General features: G+C 72.8%; 19 protein-coding genes. 8 read left to right on the top strand and 11 right to left on the bottom strand.

Annotation, left to right across the window (positions count from 1 at the left end):
• Positions 1-63: 63 nt before the first annotated feature.
• Both ACIBAD_RS14940 and ACIBAD_RS14935 read left to right on the top strand, forming a co-directional pair.
• Complete coding sequence (locus ACIBAD_RS14940; protein ID WP_030154244.1) at positions 64-258, top strand: DUF3046 domain-containing protein; 195 nt, start codon at positions 64-66, stop codon at positions 256-258.
• 201 nt (positions 259-459) lie between these two features.
• On the top strand, positions 460-1,572 hold the full coding sequence (locus ACIBAD_RS14935) for an AI-2E family transporter (RefSeq protein ID WP_134074358.1): 1,113 nt from the start codon (positions 460-462) through the stop codon (positions 1,570-1,572).
• Here the strand turns inward: ACIBAD_RS14935 and ACIBAD_RS14930 are convergent.
• On the bottom strand, positions 1,508-2,281 hold the full coding sequence (locus tag ACIBAD_RS14930) for a Clp protease N-terminal domain-containing protein (RefSeq protein ID WP_398906864.1): 774 nt from the start codon (positions 2,279-2,281) through the stop codon (positions 1,508-1,510). The two genes, ACIBAD_RS14935 and ACIBAD_RS14930, sit on opposite strands and share 65 nt — an antisense overlap.
• Before the next feature lie 203 nt (positions 2,282-2,484).
• Here ACIBAD_RS14930 and recA point away from each other — a divergent pair, with 203 nt between their 5' ends.
• The 3 genes from recA (at position 2,485) to ACIBAD_RS14915 (ending at position 6,962) form a co-directional block, all read left to right on the top strand.
• The gene (gene recA, locus ACIBAD_RS14925; RefSeq protein ID WP_208328971.1) at positions 2,485-3,594 is read left to right on the top strand and encodes a recombinase RecA; all 1,110 of its coding nucleotides are present in this window, start codon (positions 2,485-2,487) and stop codon (positions 3,592-3,594) included.
• Positions 3,595-3,597: 3 nt separating this feature from the next.
• Positions 3,598-4,248: a recombination regulator RecX gene (recX, locus tag ACIBAD_RS14920; RefSeq protein ID WP_134070673.1), complete on the top strand. Its 651-nt coding sequence runs from the start codon at positions 3,598-3,600 to the stop codon at positions 4,246-4,248.
• A 137-nt stretch (positions 4,249-4,385) separates the two neighbouring features.
• The gene (locus ACIBAD_RS14915; RefSeq protein ID WP_398906861.1) at positions 4,386-6,962 is read left to right on the top strand and encodes an FtsX-like permease family protein; all 2,577 of its coding nucleotides are present in this window, start codon (positions 4,386-4,388) and stop codon (positions 6,960-6,962) included.
• A 121-nt stretch (positions 6,963-7,083) separates the two neighbouring features.
• Here ACIBAD_RS14915 and ACIBAD_RS14910 read toward each other — a convergent pair whose 3' ends face one another.
• The 8 genes from ACIBAD_RS14910 to ACIBAD_RS14875 form a co-directional block, all read right to left on the bottom strand.
• A complete protein-coding gene (locus ACIBAD_RS14910) occupies positions 7,084-7,488 on the bottom strand; it encodes a rhodanese-like domain-containing protein (RefSeq protein WP_134070669.1) in 405 nt (134 codons plus the stop codon).
• Entirely contained in the window at positions 7,479-8,039 is a 561-nt protein-coding gene (locus ACIBAD_RS14905) for a cysteine dioxygenase (protein ID WP_398906859.1), read from the bottom strand. Before ACIBAD_RS14905 ends, ACIBAD_RS14910 begins: the two co-directional genes overlap by 10 nt.
• A 58-nt stretch (positions 8,040-8,097) precedes the next feature.
• The gene (locus tag ACIBAD_RS14900; protein ID WP_311314449.1) at positions 8,098-8,145 is read right to left on the bottom strand and encodes a hypothetical protein; all 48 of its coding nucleotides are present in this window, start codon (positions 8,143-8,145) and stop codon (positions 8,098-8,100) included.
• A 72-nt stretch (positions 8,146-8,217) separates the two neighbouring features.
• A complete protein-coding gene (locus ACIBAD_RS14895; protein WP_398906856.1) occupies positions 8,218-9,822 on the bottom strand; it encodes an FAD-dependent oxidoreductase in 1,605 nt (534 codons plus the stop codon).
• A 203-nt stretch (positions 9,823-10,025) separates the two neighbouring features.
• Complete coding sequence (locus tag ACIBAD_RS14890; RefSeq protein WP_398906854.1) at positions 10,026-10,919, bottom strand: amino acid ABC transporter permease; 894 nt, start codon at positions 10,917-10,919, stop codon at positions 10,026-10,028.
• Positions 10,916-11,590, bottom strand: coding sequence for an amino acid ABC transporter permease (locus tag ACIBAD_RS14885; protein ID WP_134070661.1), 675 nt, complete (start codon positions 11,588-11,590; stop codon positions 10,916-10,918). Before ACIBAD_RS14885 ends, ACIBAD_RS14890 begins: the two co-directional genes overlap by 4 nt.
• Before the next feature lie 83 nt (positions 11,591-11,673).
• Entirely contained in the window at positions 11,674-12,525 is an 852-nt protein-coding gene (locus ACIBAD_RS14880) for a glutamate ABC transporter substrate-binding protein (RefSeq protein WP_134070659.1), read from the bottom strand.
• Between the two features lie 87 nt (positions 12,526-12,612).
• Positions 12,613-13,398 carry an amino acid ABC transporter ATP-binding protein gene (locus ACIBAD_RS14875; protein WP_134070657.1) on the bottom strand — a complete coding sequence of 262 codons (786 nt, stop codon included), beginning with the start codon at positions 13,396-13,398 and terminating at the stop codon, positions 12,613-12,615.
• Positions 13,399-13,670: 272 nt separating this feature from the next.
• Between ACIBAD_RS14875 and ACIBAD_RS14870 the strand changes: the two genes are divergently transcribed.
• Complete coding sequence (locus tag ACIBAD_RS14870; protein ID WP_134070655.1) at positions 13,671-14,375, top strand: response regulator transcription factor; 705 nt, start codon at positions 13,671-13,673, stop codon at positions 14,373-14,375.
• Positions 14,376-14,387: 12 nt separating this feature from the next.
• A complete protein-coding gene (locus tag ACIBAD_RS14865) occupies positions 14,388-15,800 on the top strand; it encodes an ATP-binding protein (RefSeq protein ID WP_398906850.1) in 1,413 nt (470 codons plus the stop codon).
• Between the two features lie 24 nt (positions 15,801-15,824).
• Here ACIBAD_RS14865 and ACIBAD_RS14860 read toward each other — a convergent pair whose 3' ends face one another.
• Positions 15,825-17,990 (bottom strand): endo-beta-N-acetylglucosaminidase, encoded by a 2,166-nt coding sequence (locus ACIBAD_RS14860; protein ID WP_398906848.1) that lies wholly within the window; start codon positions 17,988-17,990, stop codon positions 15,825-15,827.
• Positions 17,991-18,046: 56 nt separating this feature from the next.
• The gene (locus ACIBAD_RS14855; protein WP_398906846.1) at positions 18,047-19,312 is read right to left on the bottom strand and encodes a glycosyl hydrolase; all 1,266 of its coding nucleotides are present in this window, start codon (positions 19,310-19,312) and stop codon (positions 18,047-18,049) included.
• A gap of 265 nt (positions 19,313-19,577) precedes the next feature.
• On the opposite strand from ACIBAD_RS14855, the gene ACIBAD_RS14850 reads away from it, so the two are divergent.
• Complete coding sequence (locus ACIBAD_RS14850; protein ID WP_398906844.1) at positions 19,578-20,669, top strand: LacI family DNA-binding transcriptional regulator; 1,092 nt, start codon at positions 19,578-19,580, stop codon at positions 20,667-20,669.
• The last annotated feature ends 75 nt before the right edge of the window (positions 20,670-20,744 follow it).

Here is a 20,744-nt window from a genome sequence, read left to right as displayed (position 1 = left end):
GCTGCCGCGCGGGCGGGAGGCGAACGACGCCGGTGCACTCTCCCGGGGTGGGATACTGGTGGCATGCGGTTGACGATTTTCTGGGAGCGGATGGCCGAGCACTTCGGCGCGGGCTACGCGGACTCCTTCGCGCGGGACCACGTCATGACCGAGCTCGGCGGACGCACCGTCCACCAGGCGCTGGACGCGGGCTGGGAGGCCAAGGACGTGTGGCGCGCGGTGTGTTCGGCGATGGACGTGCCCGCCTCGCTGCGCTGACGGCCGCGGCCGTTTCCCCGTACGCGGGACGGTTGGGACAGACTGGTCGGCGTGGCAGCCACCGATGAGACGACCGTGACGACGACCGAGACGACCGACGACGCCGCCGAGGCGGCCGATCCAGCTGATGCGGCCGAGCCCGCAGGGTCCGCGGCGCCCCCCGGCGGCGCCGCCGCACCGGCGGCGGGGCCCGGGGCGCGGATGCCGCGCTGGCTGCCGCGCGCCGTCGTCCTCGTACTCGCCCTCATCGCCTGTTTCCAGCTCGGCAGCTGGGCCTTCCACCAGCTGACCGGGCTGCTCGTCAACATCCTGATCGCCTTCTTCCTCGCGCTCGCGGTCGAGCCCGCCGTGTCCCGGATGGCGGCCCGCGGCATGCGCCGCGGGCTCGCCACCTTCCTGGTGTTCCTGAGCGTGTTCGTCGCCGGCGCCGGGTTCGTCGTGCTGCTCGGATCGATGCTCGCCGAGCAGATCGTCGACATGGTGGGGGGCTTCCCGGGCTACCTCGACTCGGTGATCGGCACGATCAACACCACCTTCCACACCAAGCTGTCCCGGCTCGCGATCCAGGACAGCCTGCTGCACTCCGACTGGCTCCAGAAGTACGTCCAGAACAGCGCGACCGGCGTGCTCGACGTGTCCGCCACCGTGCTCGGCGGCCTCTTCCGGCTGCTGACGGTCGGACTCTTCTCCTTCTACTTCGCCGCCGACGGACCGCGGCTGCGGCGCGCGCTGTGCTCCGTACTGCCCCCTGCGAAGCAGTCGGAGGTGCTGCGCGCCTGGGAGATCGCCGTGGCCAAGACGGGCGGCTACCTCTACTCGCGCGGGCTGATGGCCCTGGTCTCCGGCATCGCGCACTACGTCGTCTTCGCGGTGCTCGACGTGCCGTACGCGCCCGCGCTCGCGGTGTGGGTGGGGCTGGTCTCCCAGTTCATCCCCACCATCGGCACCTACCTGGCGGGCGCGCTGCCGATGCTGATCGCCTTCCCCGACTCGCCCTGGTACGCGCTGTACGTGCTCGGGTTCGTGGTGGTCTACCAGCAGTTCGAGAACTACGTGCTGCAGCCGAAGCTGACGTCGAAGACGGTCGACATCCACCCGGCGGTGGCCTTCGGGTCCGTCATCGCGGGCACGGCCCTGCTGGGCGCGGTCGGGGCCCTCATCGCGATTCCGGCCGTTGCCACGCTGCAGGCGTTCCTCGGCGCGTACGTGAAGCGGTACGAGCTGACCGAGCGGGCGGCCGGGGGCTCGGCTACCTCGTCGTCTCCCCGGCCTGTTCCCCGGCCGCGGCGACGAAGGCCGCCAGGGTCTCGGTGACGGTCGCCTCGACGGCGGCCTTGTCGACGCCGAGGCCGCTGAGCACGCCCTCGCCGTTTTCGAGTTCGAGGAGGGCGAGCAGGATGTGCTCGGTGCCGACGTAGTTGTGGCCCAGGCGCAGCGCCTCGCGGAAGGTGAGCTCCAGGGCCTTCTTGGCGCCGGCGTCGAAGGGGATGAGGTCCGGGACCGCGGCCGCGGGCTCGGGCAGGGCGGCGGTCGCGGCGCCGCGTACGGCCTCGGCGGAGACGTCCTGCTGGCGCAGGGCGAGCGCGGCGAGGCCCTCCGGCTCGGCCAGCAGGCCGAGGACGAGGTGCTCGGTGCGGATCTCGGCGCCGCCGGCCGCGCGCGCCGCGCTCTGGGAGGTCACCACGACGTTGCGGGCCCGGGGGGTGAACCGGGCGAAGCCCTGGTTCGGGTCGAGGTCGTTGGCGTCGCCCTTGTCGGTCTTGGGGACGAAGCGCTTCTGGGCGGCCTGGCGGGTGACGCCCATGCTGCGGCCGATGTCGGTCCAGGAGGCGCCGGAGCGGCGGGCCTGGTCGACGAAGTGGCCGATGAGGTGGTCGGCGACGTCACCCAGGTGCTCGGCGGCGACGACGGCGCCGCTGAGCTGCTCCAGGGAGTCGGTGTGGACCTTCTTGATGGCCTCGATCAGGTCGTCGAGGCGCACCGGATTGGTCATGCGAACGGGTTCCACGGAAGGGTTCGTCATAGGTGCAACCCTAGGTTGACAGTCGAAAGAGTGTCAACCCTGGGTTGTCAGTCGAGTGCCCGGCGAGCCCGCTTGACACGGAAATCGAACATCCATTCTGATGAGTTATCCACAGCCGAAACGGGCGTGGAAGCGCATTGTCAGTGGCAGGCGTTAGCGTCAATGGCGTGAAGCGATCGACTCAAGCAAACCGGGTGGAACCCATGGCAGGCACCGACCGCGAGAAGGCTCTCGACGCCGCGCTCGCACAGATTGAACGGCAATTCGGCAAGGGTGCGGTCATGCGCCTCGGCGACAAGCCGAACGACCCCATCGAGGTCATCCCCACCGGGTCGACCGCGCTGGACATCGCCCTCGGCGTGGGCGGGCTGCCCCGCGGCCGTGTGATCGAGGTGTACGGCCCCGAGTCCTCCGGTAAGACGACCCTGACCCTGCACGCCGTGGCCAACGCACAGAAGGCCGGCGGCACCGTCGCCTTCGTGGACGCCGAGCACGCGCTCGACCCCGAGTACGCGAAGGCCCTCGGCGTCGACACCGACAACCTCATCCTGTCGCAGCCGGACACCGGCGAGCAGGCGCTGGAGATCGTGGACATGCTGGTCCGCTCCGGTGCCCTCGACCTGATCGTCATCGACTCCGTCGCCGCGCTCGTGCCGCGTGCGGAGATCGAGGGCGAGATGGGCGACTCCCACGTGGGTCTCCAGGCCCGACTGATGAGCCAGGCGCTCCGGAAGATCACCGGTGCGCTCAACCAGTCCAAGACCACCGCGATCTTCATCAACCAGCTCCGCGAGAAGATCGGTGTGATGTTCGGCTCGCCGGAGACCACCACCGGTGGCCGTGCGCTGAAGTTCTACGCCTCCGTGCGCCTCGACATCCGCCGCATCGAGACCCTCAAGGACGGCACCGACGCGGTCGGCAACCGTACGCGCGTCAAGGTCGTCAAGAACAAGGTCGCGCCGCCGTTCAAGCAGGCCGAGTTCGACATCCTCTACGGCCAGGGCATCAGCCGCGAGGGCGGCCTGATCGACATGGGCGTGGAGCACGGCTTCGTGCGCAAGGCCGGCGCCTGGTACACGTACGAGGGCGACCAGCTCGGCCAGGGCAAGGAGAACGCCCGCAACTTCCTGAAGGACAACCCCGACCTCGCCAACGAGATCGAGCGGAAGATCAAGGAGAAGCTGGGCGTGGGCGTGCGCAAGGACGCCGCCGCCGACGCGGCAGCCGGTGCGCCTGCCGCCGAGGCAGCGGCCGTGCCCGCCCCCGCGTCGAAGGCCAAGACGACGGCCAAGGCCGCCGTCGCCAAGAGCTGACCCGTGCGGGAGCAGGAAAGGGGCGGCGGGAGCGGCAGCCGGGAGGCACGTCGCGAGGACGGCCGGGAAGACCGTCGTGACGGTGGCCGTGACGGCCGTCGCGAAGGCGGCCGGGAAGGCCGTCAGGAACTGCCGCCCCAGAGTCCCGAGGAGCAGGCGCGGGCGATCTGCCTGCGCCTGCTCACCGGGATGCCGCGCACCCGGCGGCAGCTCGCGGACGCCCTGGACAAGCGGGGCATCCCCGAGGAGGTGTCGCAGGAGGTCCTCTCCCGGTTCGAGGAGGTCGGCCTGATCGACGATGCCGCGTTCGCCGGGGCCTGGGTCGAGTCCCGGCACCGAGGCCGGGGCCTCGCCCGCCGTGCGCTCGCGCAGGAGCTGCGGACCAAGGGGGTGCACGCCACCCTCGTCCAGGAGGCCCTGGAACAGCTGGACTCCGACCAGGAGGAGCAGACCGCCCGGGAGCTCGTGGAGCGCAAGCTCCGCGCCACCCGGGGCCTGGAGCGGGACAAGCGGATCCGGCGCCTCGCAGGGATGCTCGCCCGCAAGGGGTACCCGGAGGGCATGGCCCTGCGGGTGGTCCGGCGCGCACTGGAACAAGAGGGCGCCGAGGGCGCGGACACGGACGACGACGGCCTGGGGTATCCCGGGTTCTGAGGTTGTGGCCACCGCGCCGCAGGGCCGGACCGGGGCAGGGCCCTGGCGTCTCGGCCCGGGGGGTAGGGATAGCCCCCGGGCCGAGACGCCAGGGTGCTTCACTGTCAACCGCCGTGCCCGGCGGCAGAGTTGGCCGCATGATGCTGCGTTACGCCCTCCAGACCGTCAGGGACCGCAAGGCCGGCTTCCTCGGCGCCTTCGTCGCACTGCTGTGTGCGGCCGCCCTCATCACCGCCTGCGGCACGCTCCTGGACACCGGACTCCGCGGAAAGATCGCCACCGAGCGGTACGCGGCCACGCCGGTCGTCGTCTCCGCCGACCAGAACGTGCACGAGACCACGGTCAAGGAGAAGAAGGGCAAGGCCAAGACGAAGCACAAGGCCAAGCCCGTCGCCGAACGGGCCTGGCTCCCCGCCGCCACCGCGGACACGGTCCGGTCCGTGCCGGGCGTCGAGCGGGCCGTACCGGAGCTCAGCTTCCAGGCCGTCCCGCTGGTCAAGGCCCCCGGCACCGCGAAGCCCTCGTACGGGCACGCCTGGACCTCCGCCGTGCTCACCCCCTTCACGCTCACCGAGGGCCGCGCCCCCCAGGGCGGCGCCGAGGTCGTCGTCGACCGCGAACTGGCCGCCCGCGCAGGGCTGAAGCCCGGGGCCCCGCTCACCGTGCAGGCCACCGGCGAGCCGAAGACGTACACCGTGAGCGGCATCGCGCAGACCGCCCGCGGCGACCTCGCCCGGCAGAACGCGCTGTTCTTCGGCGACGCCGAGGCACAGCGGCTGGCCGCCCGCGACGGACAGGTCACCGCCGTCGGGGTACTCCCGGCGCCCGGGACCGACCCGGGCGAGCTGGCCGGACGGATCGGGCAGGCGCTCCGGGGTCAGAACCAGGGCCAGAACCAGGGCGAGGGCCAGGGCGGCGGCGCGGTGATCGCCGTGGGCGACGCTCGCGGGCCCGTGGAGTTCCTCGACGCGGCCGGCGCACGCATCAAGCTCGTCTCCATGGGCGGGGCCATGGGCGGCACCTCACTGCTCGTCGCGATCCTCGTGGTCGTCGGCACCTTCGCCCTCTCCGTCCAGCAGCGCTACCGCGAGCTCGCCCTGCTGCGGGCCATCGCCGCCACGCCCAAGCAGCTGCGTCGCATGATCGGCCGCGAGGCCCTGGTCGTCGGCCTGGCCGCCGGTGTCGCGGGGGCGCTGGCCGGGCTCCCGCTCGCCGCCTGGCTGCACGGCCGGTTCGTCGAGAGCGGCGTCGTCCCCGCCAACCTGGAGCGCACCGCCGGGATCGTCCCGATGTTCGCCGCCGTCGGCGCGAGCCTGCTCGGAGCCTGGGCAGCTGCCCGGATCACCGGGCGGCGGATCGCCCGGATCCGCCCGGCCGAGGCGCTCGCCGAAGCCGCCGTCGAGCGGGCGCGGCCCGCGTGGATCCGGATCGCGATCGGCGTGCTCCTGCTGGCCGGAGGCGTGGTGCTGGTCGCCGTACTCAGCGCACTGCGTACCGAGCCGGCGTCGACCCCGGTGACCTTCCTCGCGGTCGTCGTGTTCGCCGGGGCGGTCTCGCTGCTCGGCCCGCTGCTGGTCCGGGGCGCGACCGCGCTGCTCGCCGGGCCGCTGCGGCTGGCCGGCCCGGGCGGTCACCTGGCCACCGCGAACCTGCGCGGCAACGCCACCCGGATGGCCTCCGCCGTCACCCCGCTCGCCCTGCTGATCGGCATGACCTGCACCGTCCTGTTCATCACGCCGACGCTGGGCAACGCCGCCCGGGCGCAGGCCCGGGACGGGGTCCGGGCCGGCTGGGTGCTGGCCGCCCAGGGTCCGGGTGTCACCGGCGCGGCCGCGGAGCGGATCCGCCGGACCCCCGGGGTCACGGCGGCCACCGAGATCGTGCACACGTCCGTACGGGTGGGGCTGACGAAGTACGGCGCGCAGGGGGTCACCCCGGCCGGGCTGGCCCGGACCTGGGACCCGGGTGTGACGAGCGGGAGCCTGGACGGCTTCGGCGAGAAGAGCGTGGCGGTGAGCGAACTGGCCGCCGATCAGCTGGGGCTGAAGCCGGGAAGCCCGCTGAAGCTTGCGCTGGGCGACGGGACCCCGGTCACCCTGACCGTCTCGGCCGTGTACGCGCGGGGGCTGGGATTCGGCGACCTGACGCTGCCGCACGACCTCGTCGCGGCGCACGTGGACAACCCGCTGGCGAGCAGCGTGCTGGTGGCGGCCGAGCCGGGGACCGGGCGGGAGCAGCTGGCCGCGGCGGTCGGCGGGTTCCCGGGGGTCGGGGTGCTGTCGGCGCGGGAGGCGGACGCGGCGCTGGCGGAGCGGCAGCAGGCGGGTGCCGAGATCAACCTGCTGGCGATGGGGCTGGTGCTGGCCTTCACCGCGATCGCGGTGGTCAACACGCTGGCGATGTCCACCTCGGAGCGGCTGCGGGAGTTCGCGATGCTGAGGCTGGCGGGGGCGAAGCGGCGGCAGGTGCTGCGGATGCTGCGGGCGGAGGCGCTGGCCGTGGTGCTGATCGGAGCGGTGCTGGGGTCGGGGATCGCGCTGGCCGTGCTGACCGCTTTCAGCGTGGGGATGACGGGAGCCGCGGCGCCGGCGGTGCTGCCCGTGGTGTACGTGGGGGTGGTGGGTGTGGCGGGGCTGCTGGCGCTCGGCGCGACGGCCCTGCCGGGGCGGGTTGCGCTGCGGGTGCCGCCGGTTGAGGTGGCCACGTCGCGGTAGGCAGGGCGGGCCCGCCGCTGCCCCGCCATCTCGCGTTCGCCGTTCGCCGTCCGCCGTTCGCCGTCCGTGGCCCGGGGCCTCGCCGCCGAAGCGGCGGGGCCCCGGGCCGACCGGGCGGTCCTCACGCGCCGGTCGGGCTCACGGGGAGGCCGGCGGACTTCCAGGCCTGGAAGCCGCCGGTCAGGTCGGTGGCCCTGTGCAGGCCCAGGGTGTGGAGGGAGGCTGCCGCCAGGGTGGAGGCGTAGCCCTCGTTGCAGATCACCACCACCCGCAGGCCGTGCGAGGTGGCTTCGGGGGCGCGGTGGGAGCCCCGGGGGTCCAGGCGCCACTCCAGTTCGTTGCGCTCGACCACCAGCGCACCCGGGATCAGGCCGTCCCGCTCGCGCAGGGCCTGGTAGCGGATGTCCACCAGCAGCGCGTCGCCCGCGCGGAACGCCGCGTACGCCTGCGCCGGGTCGATCCGCGTGTACGTCGACCGGACCCGTTCCAGGAGGTCGTCGATGCCGATCGGGGCGCTCACTGCCAGTCCGCCGGGCGCTCGACCTGCTCCAGCGTGAGCACCCGCCCGCTGCGGCTGAAGCGGCGGATCAGGGGCAGCGGCGGGTAGTACGCGTGCACCGATACCGCGTGCTCCGCCTCCGACTCGTTGAGCACCTCGTGGACGTGGTGTTCGCCGAAGGCCCGGCCCGTCCCCGGGCCCAGGCTGCGGCTGCGGTCCAGGTCCGGGGCGAGTTCCAGGCTCCGCCAGCCCTCCGAGGGGAGCCGGACCGCCAGGGAGTGCTCGCGCAGGCGGCCCCGGGCGGTGGCGAACGCCCCCTGCGACTCGGCGTGGTCGTGCCAGCCGGTGCCGGTGCCCGGCGGCCAGCCGATCACCCAGGCCTCGCTGCCGCCCGGCCCGTCGAGGCGGATCCAGGTCCGGCCCTCGGGGAGGGATTCGATGACCGCCGGGTCGGCGGCGGTGCGCAGGGCGAAGTCGAGGAGTTCCGCCGCCGTCACCGTACGGGCGCAGGCGCGTACGGGGGCGTGCGGAGGTGCGAGGGGCGCAGTGGATGCACTGGGGGCAAGGGGCGCAGACATGGGGGCGTGACCGTCCTGGGGGTTCGCGAAAGTGCGCGCGGAGCGCGGGGAAGGCGAATCAGCAGGAAGGGCGACACACGCAGCCCGCGTAGCGGAGCAGGTCCATGTGGACCCTCCGCCACAGGCGTACGTCGTTGCCGGTCATGTTCGGGAGTGAAGCACGCGGACCGGAGACCGGTCAATCGATCACGGCTGGATGTGTCGGGGTCGCAGGCGTCTTCGACGACGGGTCGAGCGGAGCGCGAGTACCTTCGGGCGCCCCCCACCGGACGCTGTCCGCCGCCTCGTACAGCTCCGCGGGCCGCACGCCCGCGAAGGTCGCCGCCAGGTGCCCGTCCGGCCTGACCAGCAGGACGGTGTGGGCCGGCGCCCCCGGGTAGCCGTCCGCGACCAGCAGTTCGGTACGGACCGGCAGGGCGCTCACCGCCGCGGCGAGCCGCGGCATCAGCCCGGCGCCCAGCCAGTGCCGCCGGTCCCAGACCCCGGTGCCCGGGGCGACCAGGACCACGAGCAGCCGGCCCCGCCCCAGCAGGTCGCGCAGCGGCACCGTCGATCCGTCGGGCGCGGTCACCGGGACGTTCGCCACGGGCCCGCCCGGATCGGTGTCGGTCGGCACCTCGCGTACGGCCACGGGAGGGGCGTACGAGGGCTCCGCCCCGAGCGGGCCCCGCCCCAGGTGGCCGTCGGTGAGCAGGAGTTCGCCGGCGCGGGCGGAGCCCGGCAGCAGGGTCCGCAGCCCGCCCCCGCCGCGGAGCACCGGCATCGACTGGTCGGCGGCGCGCAGCCGGGCCGCGACCGCCGTGCGCCGTTCCTCCTCGTAGCTGTCGAGCAGGGCCTCGGAGGCGCCCTGGTGCCAGGCGAGGGCGAGCTTCCACGCCAGGTTCTCGGCGTCGCGCAGCCCCTCCTCGACCCCCTGCGTGCCGAGCGCGCCCAGCAGGTGGGCGGCGTCCCCGGCGAGGAAGGCCCGGCCGTCGCGCCAGCGCCGGGCCAGCCGGTGGTGCAGCGTGTGGACCCCGGTGTCGAGGAGGTCGTACGGGGGAGTGCTGCCCCCGCACCAGCCCGCGAGGCTGTCGCGTACGAGGGTCACCAGCGCATCGGGGGTGACCAGCTCCCCGCGGCCCGGGAGCAGCCAGTCCAGCCGCCACACCCCGTCGGCCAGCGGCCGGGCGGTGGTCTCCCGCGGCGGGTCGCGGTGCAGCAGGGCCTCGCCGGGCCAGGGGAGTTCGGTGCGCAGCGCGGCCACGGCGTGCCGTTCGACGGCGGTGCGGCCCGGGAAGCGGATGCCGAGCAGCTTGCGCACGGTGGAGCGGGCCCCGTCGCAGCCGACCAGGTAACTCCCGCGCCACCACGTGGTCTCGGCGCCCCGCGTGTGCGCGGTGACCCCGCGGTCGTCCTGTTCCAGGGAGTCCAGTTTGCTGTCGGTGACCAGCTGGACCAGCGGATGCGTGCCCGCGGCGTCGCGCAGCCCGCGCGCGAGGGCGTGCTGCGGAACGTGCAGGGGGGCCGGTGCCGGCCCGTCCCCGAAGGCGGTCCGCCGGGTGTCGCGGCCGCGCCGCACCGTGCGCCAGGCGGCGTAGTACGCGCCCTCGTCGCGCAGCGTCGTACAGCCCAACCGCTGCGCCATGGCGGCGGTGTCGGCGTGCAGGACGACCGTTCTGGCAGGTCGGGGCAGGTCCTTGCCGGGTCCCTCGTCGAGCACGACGCTGGGAACGCCCGAGCCGGCCAGGGCCAGCGCCAGGGACAGTCCGACGGGCCCCGCGCCGACGACGATCACCGGGTCCATGATGCGGCTCCCGATGTCCGGTATGTGATCACAGAACGTATGCAACCCACTGGAGGTGCCTGCGTCAAGTGACACCCGGCTCCGCCAACGCCGTGTGGTGCGGCGGATGAGTTCCGCCGCACCACAGGTGTCACGCCAGTGTACTGACCGGGCGTCAGCCCCCTGTCGCGGGGGAGACGTGTCTTCCGGTCATCGGCCGGCCGTCAGGGGGCCTCGCCCACGCCGGCCGCGCCGCCCGCGTCGACCTCGGCCACGTCCCCGGCGACGACCGCGCCGGAGCCCTTCTTCGACTTCCGCAGCCGCCCCTCGATCCAGGCGGCGAAGTTGGTGAGCCCGAAGTTCACGACGATGTAGATCAGTGCGATCACGACGAGGGTCGCGATGGTGTTGCTGTAGTTCGCCGAGATCTGCCGGTTCATCGACAGGAGCTCGGCGAGGCCCAGCACGGCACCGCCGATCGCGGTGTCCTTGAGGATCACCACGAGCTGGCTGACCAGCGCGGGCAGCATGGCGGTGACGGCCTGCGGGACCAGGACGTACGTCATGATCTGGCCCTTGCGCATGCCGATCGCCTTGGCCGCGTCGGTCTGGCCCCGGGGCAGCGACTTGATGCCGGCCACGACGATCTCGGCGATGACCGCCGAGTTGTACAGGACCAGTCCGGTGACCACCGCGTACAGCGGCCGCAGTTCGGAGCTGACGGCGCTGTAGCGCACGTACAGCGCCGAGCCGAACAGCATGAGCATCAGGACCGGGATGGCACGGAAGAACTCGACCCAGGCACCCACGGGGATCCGGACCCACCGGTGGTCCGAGAGCCGTCCGATGCCGAGGAGCGCGCCCAGCGGCAGCGCGATGACCATGGCGATGAGCCCGGCCTTCAACGTCTCGCCGAGTCCCGGCAGCAGGTACGTCGTCCAGATCTGGCCGTCGGTGACGAACGGGCTCCACTTGTCGGCGTCGAGCTGGCCCTTGTCGGCCATGGTGCCGAGCACCCACCACAGGACCAGCGCGAACAGCACCAGGAATATCGCCGTGTAGATCCAGTTGCGCGCCCTGGCCTTGGGGCCGGGGGTGTCGTACAGCACGGAGCTCATCGCTTCACCGCCACTCGCTTGGCCACCCAGCCCAGCAGCAGGCCGGTGGGCAGGGTCAGCAGGACGAAGCCGAGGGCGAAGACCCCGAAGACCGCGAAGAGCGCGTCCGCCTCGTTCTCGATCATTTCCTTCATCAGCAGGGCCGCTTCGGCCACGCCGATGGCCGCCGCCACCGTGGTGTTCTTGGTGAGGGCGATCAGTACGTTCGTGAGCGGTGCGATGACCGCCCGGAAGGCCTGGGGGAGCACGATCAGGGTGAGCACCTGGAAGAAGCTCAGGCCCAGCGCACGGGCGGCTTCGGCCTGGCCCACGGGCACCGTGTTGATGCCGGAGCGGATCGCCTCGCAGACGAAGGTGCCGGTGTACGCCACGAAACCGAGGACGGCGAGCCGGAACCCGACCTCCTTGAACGTGCCGCCGCCGAGCGTGACGCCGAGGGTCTGGTTCAGACCCAGCGAGCAGCCGATGATCAGGACGGTCAGCGGAGTGTTGCGCACGATGTCGACGTACGCGGTTCCGAAGGCCCGCATCAGTGGAACCGGGCTGACCCGCATCCCGGCCAGGACGGTGCCCCAGACCAGCGATCCGGCCGCCGAATAGAGGGTGAGCTGAACCGTCACCCAGAAGGCTCCGAGCACGTCGTACTGCCCGGAATCAAGAAAGTCGAACACGTTGCCCTGCGCTCTCCCCAGGATGGCCGGTGAGGGGGGCCGCCGCCCGTAGCAGGCGGGCGGCGACACCCCTCACCGGGGAATCAGCTGCCTTCGGTGATCTGCGGGGCCGGCTCGTTCTTGTAGTCGGCCGGGCCGAGGTTCTTCTTCACGGCCGCCTCCCAGGCGCCGTCCGCGACCATCTTCTTGAGCGCGGCGTTGACCTTGGTCTGCAGGTCCTTGTCGCCCTTCTTCAGGCCGATGCCGTAGGGCTCGTTGCTCAGCTTCAGGCCGGTGAGCTTGAACTTGCCCTTGTTCTTGTCCTGCGCGGCGTAACCGGCCAGGATCGAGTCGTCCGTGGTCAGGGCGTCGACGGACTTGTTCTCCAGGCCGGTGAGGCACTCGGAGTAGCCGCCCTGCTCCAGCAGGTCGGCCTCGGGGGCCAGCTTGGTCTTGACGTTCTGCGCCGAGGTGGAGCCGGTGACCGAGCAGAGCTTCTTCTTGTTGAGGTCCTCGGCCTTGGTGATCGAGGTCTCGTCGGCGCGGACCAGCAGGTCCTGGTGGGCCAGGAAGTACGGGCCGGCGAAGTCGACCTTCGCCTTGCGCTTGTCGTTGATCGTGTAGGTCGCGACGACGAGCTTCACGTCACCGTTGGCGATCAGGTTCTCGCGCTCGGCGCTGACGGCCTGCTTGAACTCGATCTGGTCGGGCTGGTAGCCGAGCTCCTTGGCGACGTAGGTCGCCACGTCCACGTCGAAGCCCGTGAACTTGCCGTCCGGGGTCTTGAGGCCCAGACCGGGCTGGTCGAACTTGATGCCGATGACGATCTTGTCCTTGGCGCCACCGGACGCGCCGCCGTCACCGCTCGCCTTGTCGCTGCTGCCGCCACAGGCGGTCGCCGTCAGGGCGAGCACTGCGGCAACGGCTGCGGCCGCACCGGCCTTGAAAACCTTCATGGTGAACTTCCCTCGGATGAGACGTTGTTGGACGACGAGCGACACGCGTGCTCTGGGCCGCCAGGGGATCACTACCAGACAAGACCGTCAGTGGTGCAGGATCTTCGAAAGGAAGTCCTTCGCGCGGTCACTGCGCGGGTTGCTGAAGAACTGCTCGGGCGCGGCCTCTTCGACGATCTTCCCGTCGGCCATGAAAACGACCCGATTGGCCGCAGACCGGGCGAAGCCCATCTCGTGCGTGACGACCACCATCGTCATGCCCTCCCGGGCGAGCTGCTGCATGACCTCCAGCACCTCGTTGATCATCTCCGGGTCGAGCGCCGAGGTCGGCTCGTCGAACAGCATCACCTTCGGGTCCATCGCCAGCGCGCGGGCGATCGCCACGCGCTGCTGCTGGCCGCCGGACAGCTGCGCCGGGTACTTGTCGGCCTGCGAGCCGACGCCCACCCGGTCGAGCAGGGACTTGGCCTTCTCAAGCGCGGCCGCCGAGTCCGTCTTGCGGACCTTGAGCTGACCCAGCATCACGTTCTGCAGCACCGTCTTGTGCGCGAACAGGTTGAAGGACTGGAACACCATGCCCACGTCGGCGCGCAGCCGGGCCAGTTCCCGTCCCTCCGACGGCAGTTCCCTGCCGTCGACCGTGATGGTGCCCGAGTCGATCGTCTCCAGGCGGTTGATGGTCCGGCACAGCGTGGACTTGCCCGATCCCGAGGGACCGATCACGACGACGACCTCACCGCGGGCAATGCTCAGATCGATGTCCTGAAGCACGTGCAGCGCGCCGAAGTGCTTGTTGACGTTGCTCAGTACGACCAGGTCGTCCGCGGCCGGGGCCGCATCCTGCACGTCCTTGGTCACTGATACTCCGCTCATCGGCTTCTTGCTCCGTCCTCCTCGGTTGGGAGGACAGTAGTGACGTGGCGCGCACACCGTCATCACATCTGAGGGAGAATTGAGCATAACGAAACGGCCTCGCTCCGATACGCTCCGTGCGCACCGCGGCTCACGGGCCCGATCGCCCGTACCGGGTGCATAACGGAAGACGCGCCGGAGCGGAACCCCCTTGACGTGGGCCTCTTCATCGGCGTGGATGCAGGGTGGCCCTGACCGCGGGCCCTGATCAGGAAAACAGGAAAGGGGGACGCATGAGACTGCTGCTCGTCGAGGACGACGACCACGTCGCCGCCGCCCTGTCCGCGATCCTCGCCCGGCACGGGTTCCAGGTGATCCACGCCCGCAGCGGCGAGGAGGCCCTCCAGGCCCTGCTGCCGGCCGGAGCTCCCCCCTTCGGCGTCGTCCTCCTGGATCTCGGCCTGCCGGATCAGGACGGGTACGAGGTGTGCGGCAAGATCCGCAAGCGCACCTCGACGCCCGTCATCATGGTGACCGCGCGGGGCGACGTACGCTCCCGCATCCACGGCCTCAACATGGGCGCCGACGACTACGTCGTCAAGCCGTACGACACGGGTGAACTCCTCGCACGCATCCACGCCGTCGCCCGGCGCACCGGAGCCTCCGAGGAGGCCGCCGCCACCGGGACGGGCGCCCCCGACGTGGTCCGGCTCGGCCCGGTCAGCATCGAACTGCCCACCCGCCGGGTCAGCGTGGACGGCACCGACGTACCCCTCACCCGCAAGGAGTTCGACCTGCTGGCCCTGCTCGCACAGCGCCCCGGCGTGGTGTTCCGGCGCGAGCAGATCATCAGCGAGGTGTGGCGCACCAGCTGGGAGGGGACCGGGCGGACCCTGGAGGTCCACGTCGCCTCGCTGCGCTCCAAGCTGCGCATGCCCGCGCTCATCGAGACCGTCCGCGGGGTGGGCTACCGGCTCGTCACCCCGCCCGCGCCCTAGCGGGGCCCCGCCGTGCGCGCCCGCCTGCTCCCCCTGCTCGTCATCCTGATGGCGGGCGTGCTGCTCGCGCTCGGCCTCCCGCTCGCCGTGAGCCTGGCCGCAGGGCAACAGCAGCGCGTGGTCGTCGACCGGATCGACGACAGCGCCCGCTTCGCCGCCCTCGCCCAGTTCGTCATCGACGCCGAGGGCTCCGGGTCCACCGGCGCCACCGAACGCCTGGAGACCCTCCAGCTGGAACTGGCCCGCTACCAGCAGCTGTACGGCATCCGCGTCGGCATCTTCCTGCGCGACGACAACGCCATGGCCCGTGCGCCCGGCTGGTGGGAGCTCCCCGAGAAGGGCGAGGGCCGCCTCGCCTTCCAGGAGGCCCTCGCCGGGCGCCGCAGCCACGACCCGGCCCAGGTGTGGCCCTGGCAGTCCCACGGCAAGCTGCTCGTCGCCTCCCCGGTCGTCCTCGACGGCGACGTCGTCGCGGTCGTCGTCACCGAGTCGCCGACCGACCAGATGCGGGCCCGCATCCTGGACGGCTGGCTGATCATCGTCGCCGGGCTGGCCGCCGCGATGCTCGTGGCCTTCGGCGCCGCCCTCGTGCTCACCCGCTGGGTGCTCAAGCCCGTCCGGACCCTCGACGCGGCCGCCCACGGCATCGCCACCGGACGGATGAACTCCCGGGTCGCGGCGGCCGGCGGGCCCCCGGAACTCCAACGCCTGGCACGTTCGTTCAACGAGATGGCCGACAACGTGGAAGAGGTCCTGGAGCAGCAGCGGGCGTTCGTCGCCGACGCCTCCCACCAACTGCGCAACCCGCTCGCGGCGCTGCTCCTGCGGATCGAGCTGCTCGCCCTCGAACTGCCCGAGGGAAACGAGGAGATCGCCTCCGTGCGGACCGAGGGCAAGCGCCTGACCCAGGTCCTGGACGACCTGCTGGACCTGGCGCTGGCCGAGCACACCTCCGCCGAGCTCACCCTCACCGACATCGCCGGGCTGACCGCGGAGCGGGTGGCCGCCTGGCGCCCGTACGCCGAGGAGAAGGGCGTACGGCTCACCGAGACGGGCCGGACCGCGGTGACGGGCTGGGCCGACCCGATCGCGCTCTCCAGTGCGCTGGACGCGGTGATCGACAACGCACTCAAGTTCACCCCGGAGGGCGAGGAGGTCGAGGTGTCGGTCGCCCCGGCCGGGCCCTTCGTGCACGTCGTCGTCGCCGACCGCGGCCCCGGGCTGACCGACGAGGAGCTGCTCCGCGTCGGCGACCGGTTCTGGCGCAGCGGCCGCCACCAGAACGTCAAGGGCTCCGGGCTCGGCCTGTCGATCTCCAGGGCGCTGCTCGCCGCGGGCGGCGGGTCCCTCGCGTACGAGAGGAACCCGCCGCACGGGCTGCGGGTGACGGTGGCCGTCCCGCGCAGCGATCCGCACACCGTCTGAGAAGCCGGCGGGCCCGGGGGCGCGTCAGCTCCAGGCGAGCGTGGCGCCGGCCGGGGCGGAGGCCGCGTACAGCTCGTCCACGGCACGGACCTCGAAGGCGGCCGCGCGCTCCCGCCCGGCGCGGACGACGGAGGGGAAGTACAGGGCCGTGCCGCAGGTGCCGCCGAGGAAGCGGCGCGTGCCGTCCGGGAGCAGCCGGTACAGCTCGTAGTGCCGGACCGGCCCGGCCGCCCGGCGCCAGGACAGTCGGACGCAAGCCTTGCCGTCCTGCTGGGCCGCGGCGTCCAAGGTCAGTGCGCTCGGAGCCGCCGGGCGCCGCCGCGCGGTGTCGTCGCGTACCGACAAGGCGCCGAGCCGCCAGGACACCGCTCTGTTCCCGCCGGCCGTGATCCGTACGGCGAGCCCGTACGCGGTCCTGCCCGCCAGGGCCGCGAGCCCGACCCGGGAGGTGCGCCAGCCGCCCTTGCCGGAGCCGTGGACCGGCGCCTTCAGCCAGGTGTACGGGACGGGCTCGCCCGGGGCGGCCGGCTCGCGGACGGCCACGCCGACCTCGACGGTGACCGTGCCCGCCTCGGTCGCGTGCACCAGCTCCAAGGCCGCGGAGCCGGACAGGGGCAGCCGGGTGCAGTGCAGCCCGATGACCGCCGGGGCGCTCAGGGGGCCGGACACGAGGAGGCTGGAGCCGCCGCGCCAGGCCTTCGCGAAGTCCAGCGTGACGGACGGGCGCGCTCCGGAGGTCTCGACGACCCAGCGGCGACCCGGGAGCCGGTCCTGGAGCCCGAGGTGGTTCCACGGGGTGTCGGAGACGACCCTGCCGTCCTCGTACCAGCGCTCCCCGTGCCCGGTGTTGAAGGCGCAGGCGAACGGCAGGGCGGTGACGGTGGACCGGTCCGCGACGGCGGTGGCGGGCGCCCGCCAGGTGCCCTCGGGCGCGGGGTGCGCCGGGTCGAAGGACTCGCCCGTCCAGAACCGGTCGTCGGCGCGGTGGAAGGCGCCGGGGGAGCGGTCGGTGAGGTGGTTGCGGGTCCATTCGGGGCGGTAGAAGCCGAAGCTGACGACGTGGTCGCGGTCGCGCGGAATGATCGCGTCCCAGCGGACGCTGGAATTCCAGCCGTTGGACTCCATGTCGAGTGCCGCCCACAGCTCGTGGCGGGAGCGGCCCAGCCGGTCGGCGAGCGCCCCGGAGGCGGTCAGGGTCTGCGGGGTCCAGCGGAAGTCGACGAACAGCGTGTCCGCGACCCGGCCCGCCCGGTCCTCGAAGAACTCCTGGTTGAGCTGGTTGAGCGCGCCCTGCCAGCCGACCCGGCCGGTGCTGTTCATGGCGTCGTACCAGGTGATCCGCAGGCCGTACGGGGCTCCGGCCGCCCGCAGGGCGCGCAGGAACTCGCGCATCCGGGCGGCGAGCGAGCTGTCCCCGCCGTCGGTCTCGGCGTTCACGAACCAGCCGTCGAACCCGTACGTCCGTGCCACCTGTACGAGCTTCTCGGCGATCGGGAACCGGCCGAGGGCGTCCCGCTGGACGAGGTCCCGGGTCCACTGGAGGTCGCCGCCGTAGGCGACGGGCGGCAGGAAGACGTTGCCCAGCACCGGGACGCCGTTGCGGTGGGCGGCGTCGACGACGGGCGCGTTCGGGGCGAGCACGATGCCCTCGCCGGAGGAGCCGCCCCAGAACACCAGCTCGTCGAGGTACGCCCAGTGCGTCAGCGCGTAGTGGTCGGCGGTCGCGGAGCCCTGGGAGGGGTTCTCGGCGGTGGGCCCGAAGGAGACGAGCGAGGAGATCCGGGCCTGGCCGGCGCGGGCGCCCGCGTTCGGGGGCACGGGGGTGAAGCGGGGCGCGAGGGGCACGGTCGCGGTGTTGTACGCGAGGTCCGGATCGGACTCGGGGGTCCACTGCTTGAGGGAGCGCCAGGTGATGCCGGGGCCGGGGGCGCCGTGGGGCAGGGAGTCGGGGAACCAGTAGGAGGCGTACGGGGCCAGGCCGGCGGGGGGCGTCGGCGCGGAGGCGGAGGCGGGGGCGGGGGCCGGGGCGGCGGCCGGGACGGCCTGGGCTTCGGTGGCGGCGCCGGTGGTGCCGAGCAGTGCGGCGGCTCCCGCCCCGGCCCCGGCGGCGAGGACGCCGCGGCGGCTCGGCGGGGCCGTGCGCAACGAACGGGCGGTGCGAGGATCGGCGCCGTTGTCGGTCCGGGACATGCGGGGCTCCTCGGTGAGGGGGGCGGGTGAGCGGTGACGGGACGGGCCATGGACGGTCAGGTGACGTCCGGAACGCGCAGCACCTCCGTGATGCCGCGCGCCGACAGATGGGCGGCGTCCTCGGCGAGCTCCGCCAGGACCACCGCGGGGCGGACACCCTGGGCCGTGAGCGCGGCCCAGGCCTCGAAGAAGGCACCCCCGGGGGCGCACACCGAGCGCCCCGGCGCGCCCCGCGCCCCGCCGACGTCCACGGCCAGCGCGGTGGACCGTACCGCCGGGCGGTGGTCCCGGCCCCGCCACTGCGCGGCGATCCGGGCGACGGCCTCCCCGGCCGGCTTGGCCCTGCGGTCGTTGGTGAGCAGGCCGAGCCCGTACTCCAACTCCGGGAAGTCCGCGAGCTCGCGGGACACGTCGTGGGAGCACCACCAGGTCACGCCCCACAGGTCCGGGCAGTCCAGCACGTTGGCCACGGTCGCCTCGGTGAACGCGGCCGCGTGCCGCGCCGGGACCAGCGGCGCGGGCGCCCCGACCTCCTGGAGCCACACCGGCCGGTGCGGATCGCGCGCCCAGGCCTTCGCCAGCTCGACCAGGTACGCAGCGTGGTGCTCGGTCGCCGTGCCGGTCCGGCCGTGGCGCTGCGCGGTGCCGTTGAACACCCAGGAGTGCACGGCCGTGGCCGCGCCCAGCCCGGCTGCCTGGGCCGGGGTGAAGGGGTGCCCGTCCAGGTACCAGGCGGCGTCGTACTCGGCGTGCACGTGGAACCGGCCCGGGGCGCCCTTTTCGCAGGCGGCGAGCATCCGCTCCAGCCAGCGGCCGGCCTGCCCCCGGGTGATCCGGTCCGGGTCCGGGTGGGGGGCGCCGGAGAACTGGTTGATCTCGTTGCCGACGGTCATGCCGAGGAAGTTGGGCCGGTCGGCGAGGGCGGCGGCCAGCGTGCGCAGGTACTCCTCCTGCGCGGCGACGACGTCCGGGTCGGTGAAGATGTTCCGCCGGTGCCAGGTCCCGGTCCACGCGGGCAGGAAGTCGAAGCTCGACAAGTGCCCTTGCAGACCGTCCACGTTGACGTCGAGCCCGCGCTCGGCGGCCGCGTCGGCGAGCGCGACGAGCTGCTCGACGGCGCGCGGCCGGATGAGCGTCCGGTTCGGCTGGAACACCGGCCACAGCGGGAAGACCCGTACGTGGTCCAGCCCGAGCGCGGCGACGGAGTCGAGGTCGGCCCTGACGTCGTCGAGGTCGAAGTCGAGCCAGTGGTGGAACCAGCCTCGGGACGGGGTGTAGTTGGCGCCGAAACGGAGCGGACGAGGTGTGAGTTCGTCGTGCATGGGGCGTCCGTCCTGGAGTTCGCGTGAGTTCTCGGAAGGTCTCGGAAATACGCCGGCGGCACACAAACTGCCGGGTACCGTGGGGTTTAGTCAACAGGGCGTCCCACGGCGGAACTTATGCGCTTCAGTCCCGTTGACAGAAGGGTTCACGGCTCTCAAGCTGGTGGAACTAATGCGGTTTAGTCAGGGTGCGGGAAAGCGTCCGGAAAAGGACAGCGAACAGCGATGGACCGGCCCATCGGGGCGAAGAACAGGCAGGCTGGGCATGGCGCGTCGACCCACCATCAAGGACATCGCCCGGCGGGCCGGGGTGTCCGAGAGCGCCGTGTCGTTCGCTCTCAACGACCGGCCCGGCGTCTCCCGGGACACCCGCGCCCGGATCCGCCGGGTCGCCGAGGAACTCGGCTGGCAGCCCAACAGCGCGGCGCGGGCCCTGTCCGGTGAGCGCTCCGGCGCCGTCGGGCTGGTGCTCGCCCGGCCCGCCCAGACCCTCGGCGTCGAGTCCTTCTTCCTCCAACTGGTCTCGGGTATCCAGGAGGTGCTCTCCGCCGGCCGGGTCGCGCTGCTCTTCCAGGTCGTGGACGGCATCGACGGCGAATGCGCCGTGTACCGCCGCTGGTGGGCCGAGCGGCGCGTGGACGGGGTCCTCGTCGTGGACCCGCGTACGGACGACCCGCGGCCGGAGCTCCTGGCGCAACTCGGGCTCCCGGCCGTGGTGGTCGGCGGCGCGGGCGGGACGACGGGCGGCGCGAGCGGGCCGGGCGGAAGTGGGCCGGGCGGGAGTGGGCCGGGCGGGAGTGGGGCGTTGTCCACCGTCTGGGCCGACGACGCCCGGGCCATGGCCCAGGTCGTGGACCACCTCTGCGGGCTGGGCCACCGGCGGATCGCCCACATCGCCGGGCTGCCCGGCCTCGCCCACACCGCCCGCCGCATGGCCTCGCTGCGCGCCGAGGCCGAGGCGCGCGGGCTGGACCCGGAGCACGTGCGCTCGGTGGTCACCGACTACTCCGACGCCGAGGGGGCGGCCGCCACCCGCCGGGTCCTCGCCGAGCCCGAACCGCCGACCGCCCTCGTCTACGACAACGACGTGATGGCGGTGGCCGGCATCGCCGTCGCCGCCGAGCTGGGCATCGCGGTCCCCGGCCGGATCTCCATGGTCGCCTGGGACGACTCGGCGCTGTGCCGGGTCACCCACCCCCGGCTCACCGCGCTCGTACGCGACACCGCGGGGTTCGGCCGGCTCGCCGCCGAGGAGCTGCTCGCCGTACTCGCCGGGAGCCCGCCCCGGGCACGGGAGAGCGAGCGGCCGCGGCTGGAGCCCCGGGAGAGTACGGCCCCGCCGGCGGCCGCATACTGATTCCGACCCCTTCCTGGAGCCGCTTCCGTGACCAGTCCCACCTCCGACGTGCCCGCACCGCAGGCCGCCGTCGAT

Origin of the sequence: Streptomyces sp. NPDC051109, from assembly GCF_044455885.1 — a bacterium.
Taxonomy (GTDB): domain Bacteria; phylum Actinomycetota; class Actinomycetes; order Streptomycetales; family Streptomycetaceae; genus Streptomyces.
Note: the sequence above shows the minus strand (reverse complement) of the source record. Positions and strands in the feature narration are given on the sequence as shown.

Coding starts and splice junctions, on each gene's coding strand:
- ACIBAD_RS14915 (WP_398906861.1), top strand. CDS start 4,386: ATGATGCTGCGTTACGCCCTCCAGACCGTCAGGGACCGCAAGGCCGGC.
- ACIBAD_RS14880 (WP_134070659.1), bottom strand. CDS start 12,525: ATGAAGGTTTTCAAGGCCGGTGCGGCCGCAGCCGTTGCCGCAGTGCTC.
- ACIBAD_RS14850 (WP_398906844.1), top strand. CDS start 19,578: ATGGCGCGTCGACCCACCATCAAGGACATCGCCCGGCGGGCCGGGGTG.
- ACIBAD_RS14860 (WP_398906848.1), bottom strand. CDS start 17,990: ATGTCCCGGACCGACAACGGCGCCGATCCTCGCACCGCCCGTTCGTTG.
- ACIBAD_RS14875 (WP_134070657.1), bottom strand. CDS start 13,398: ATGAGCGGAGTATCAGTGACCAAGGACGTGCAGGATGCGGCCCCGGCC.
- ACIBAD_RS14855 (WP_398906846.1), bottom strand. CDS start 19,312: ATGCACGACGAACTCACACCTCGTCCGCTCCGTTTCGGCGCCAACTAC.
- ACIBAD_RS14890 (WP_398906854.1), bottom strand. CDS start 10,919: ATGAGCTCCGTGCTGTACGACACCCCCGGCCCCAAGGCCAGGGCGCGC.
- ACIBAD_RS14935 (WP_134074358.1), top strand. CDS start 460: ATGCCGCGCTGGCTGCCGCGCGCCGTCGTCCTCGTACTCGCCCTCATC.
- ACIBAD_RS14905 (WP_398906859.1), bottom strand. CDS start 8,039: ATGTCTGCGCCCCTTGCCCCCAGTGCATCCACTGCGCCCCTCGCACCT.
- ACIBAD_RS14930 (WP_398906864.1), bottom strand. CDS start 2,281: ATGACGAACCCTTCCGTGGAACCCGTTCGCATGACCAATCCGGTGCGC.
- ACIBAD_RS14940 (WP_030154244.1), top strand. CDS start 64: ATGCGGTTGACGATTTTCTGGGAGCGGATGGCCGAGCACTTCGGCGCG.
- ACIBAD_RS14895 (WP_398906856.1), bottom strand. CDS start 9,822: ATGGACCCGGTGATCGTCGTCGGCGCGGGGCCCGTCGGACTGTCCCTG.
- recA (WP_208328971.1), top strand. CDS start 2,485: ATGGCAGGCACCGACCGCGAGAAGGCTCTCGACGCCGCGCTCGCACAG.
- ACIBAD_RS14870 (WP_134070655.1), top strand. CDS start 13,671: ATGAGACTGCTGCTCGTCGAGGACGACGACCACGTCGCCGCCGCCCTG.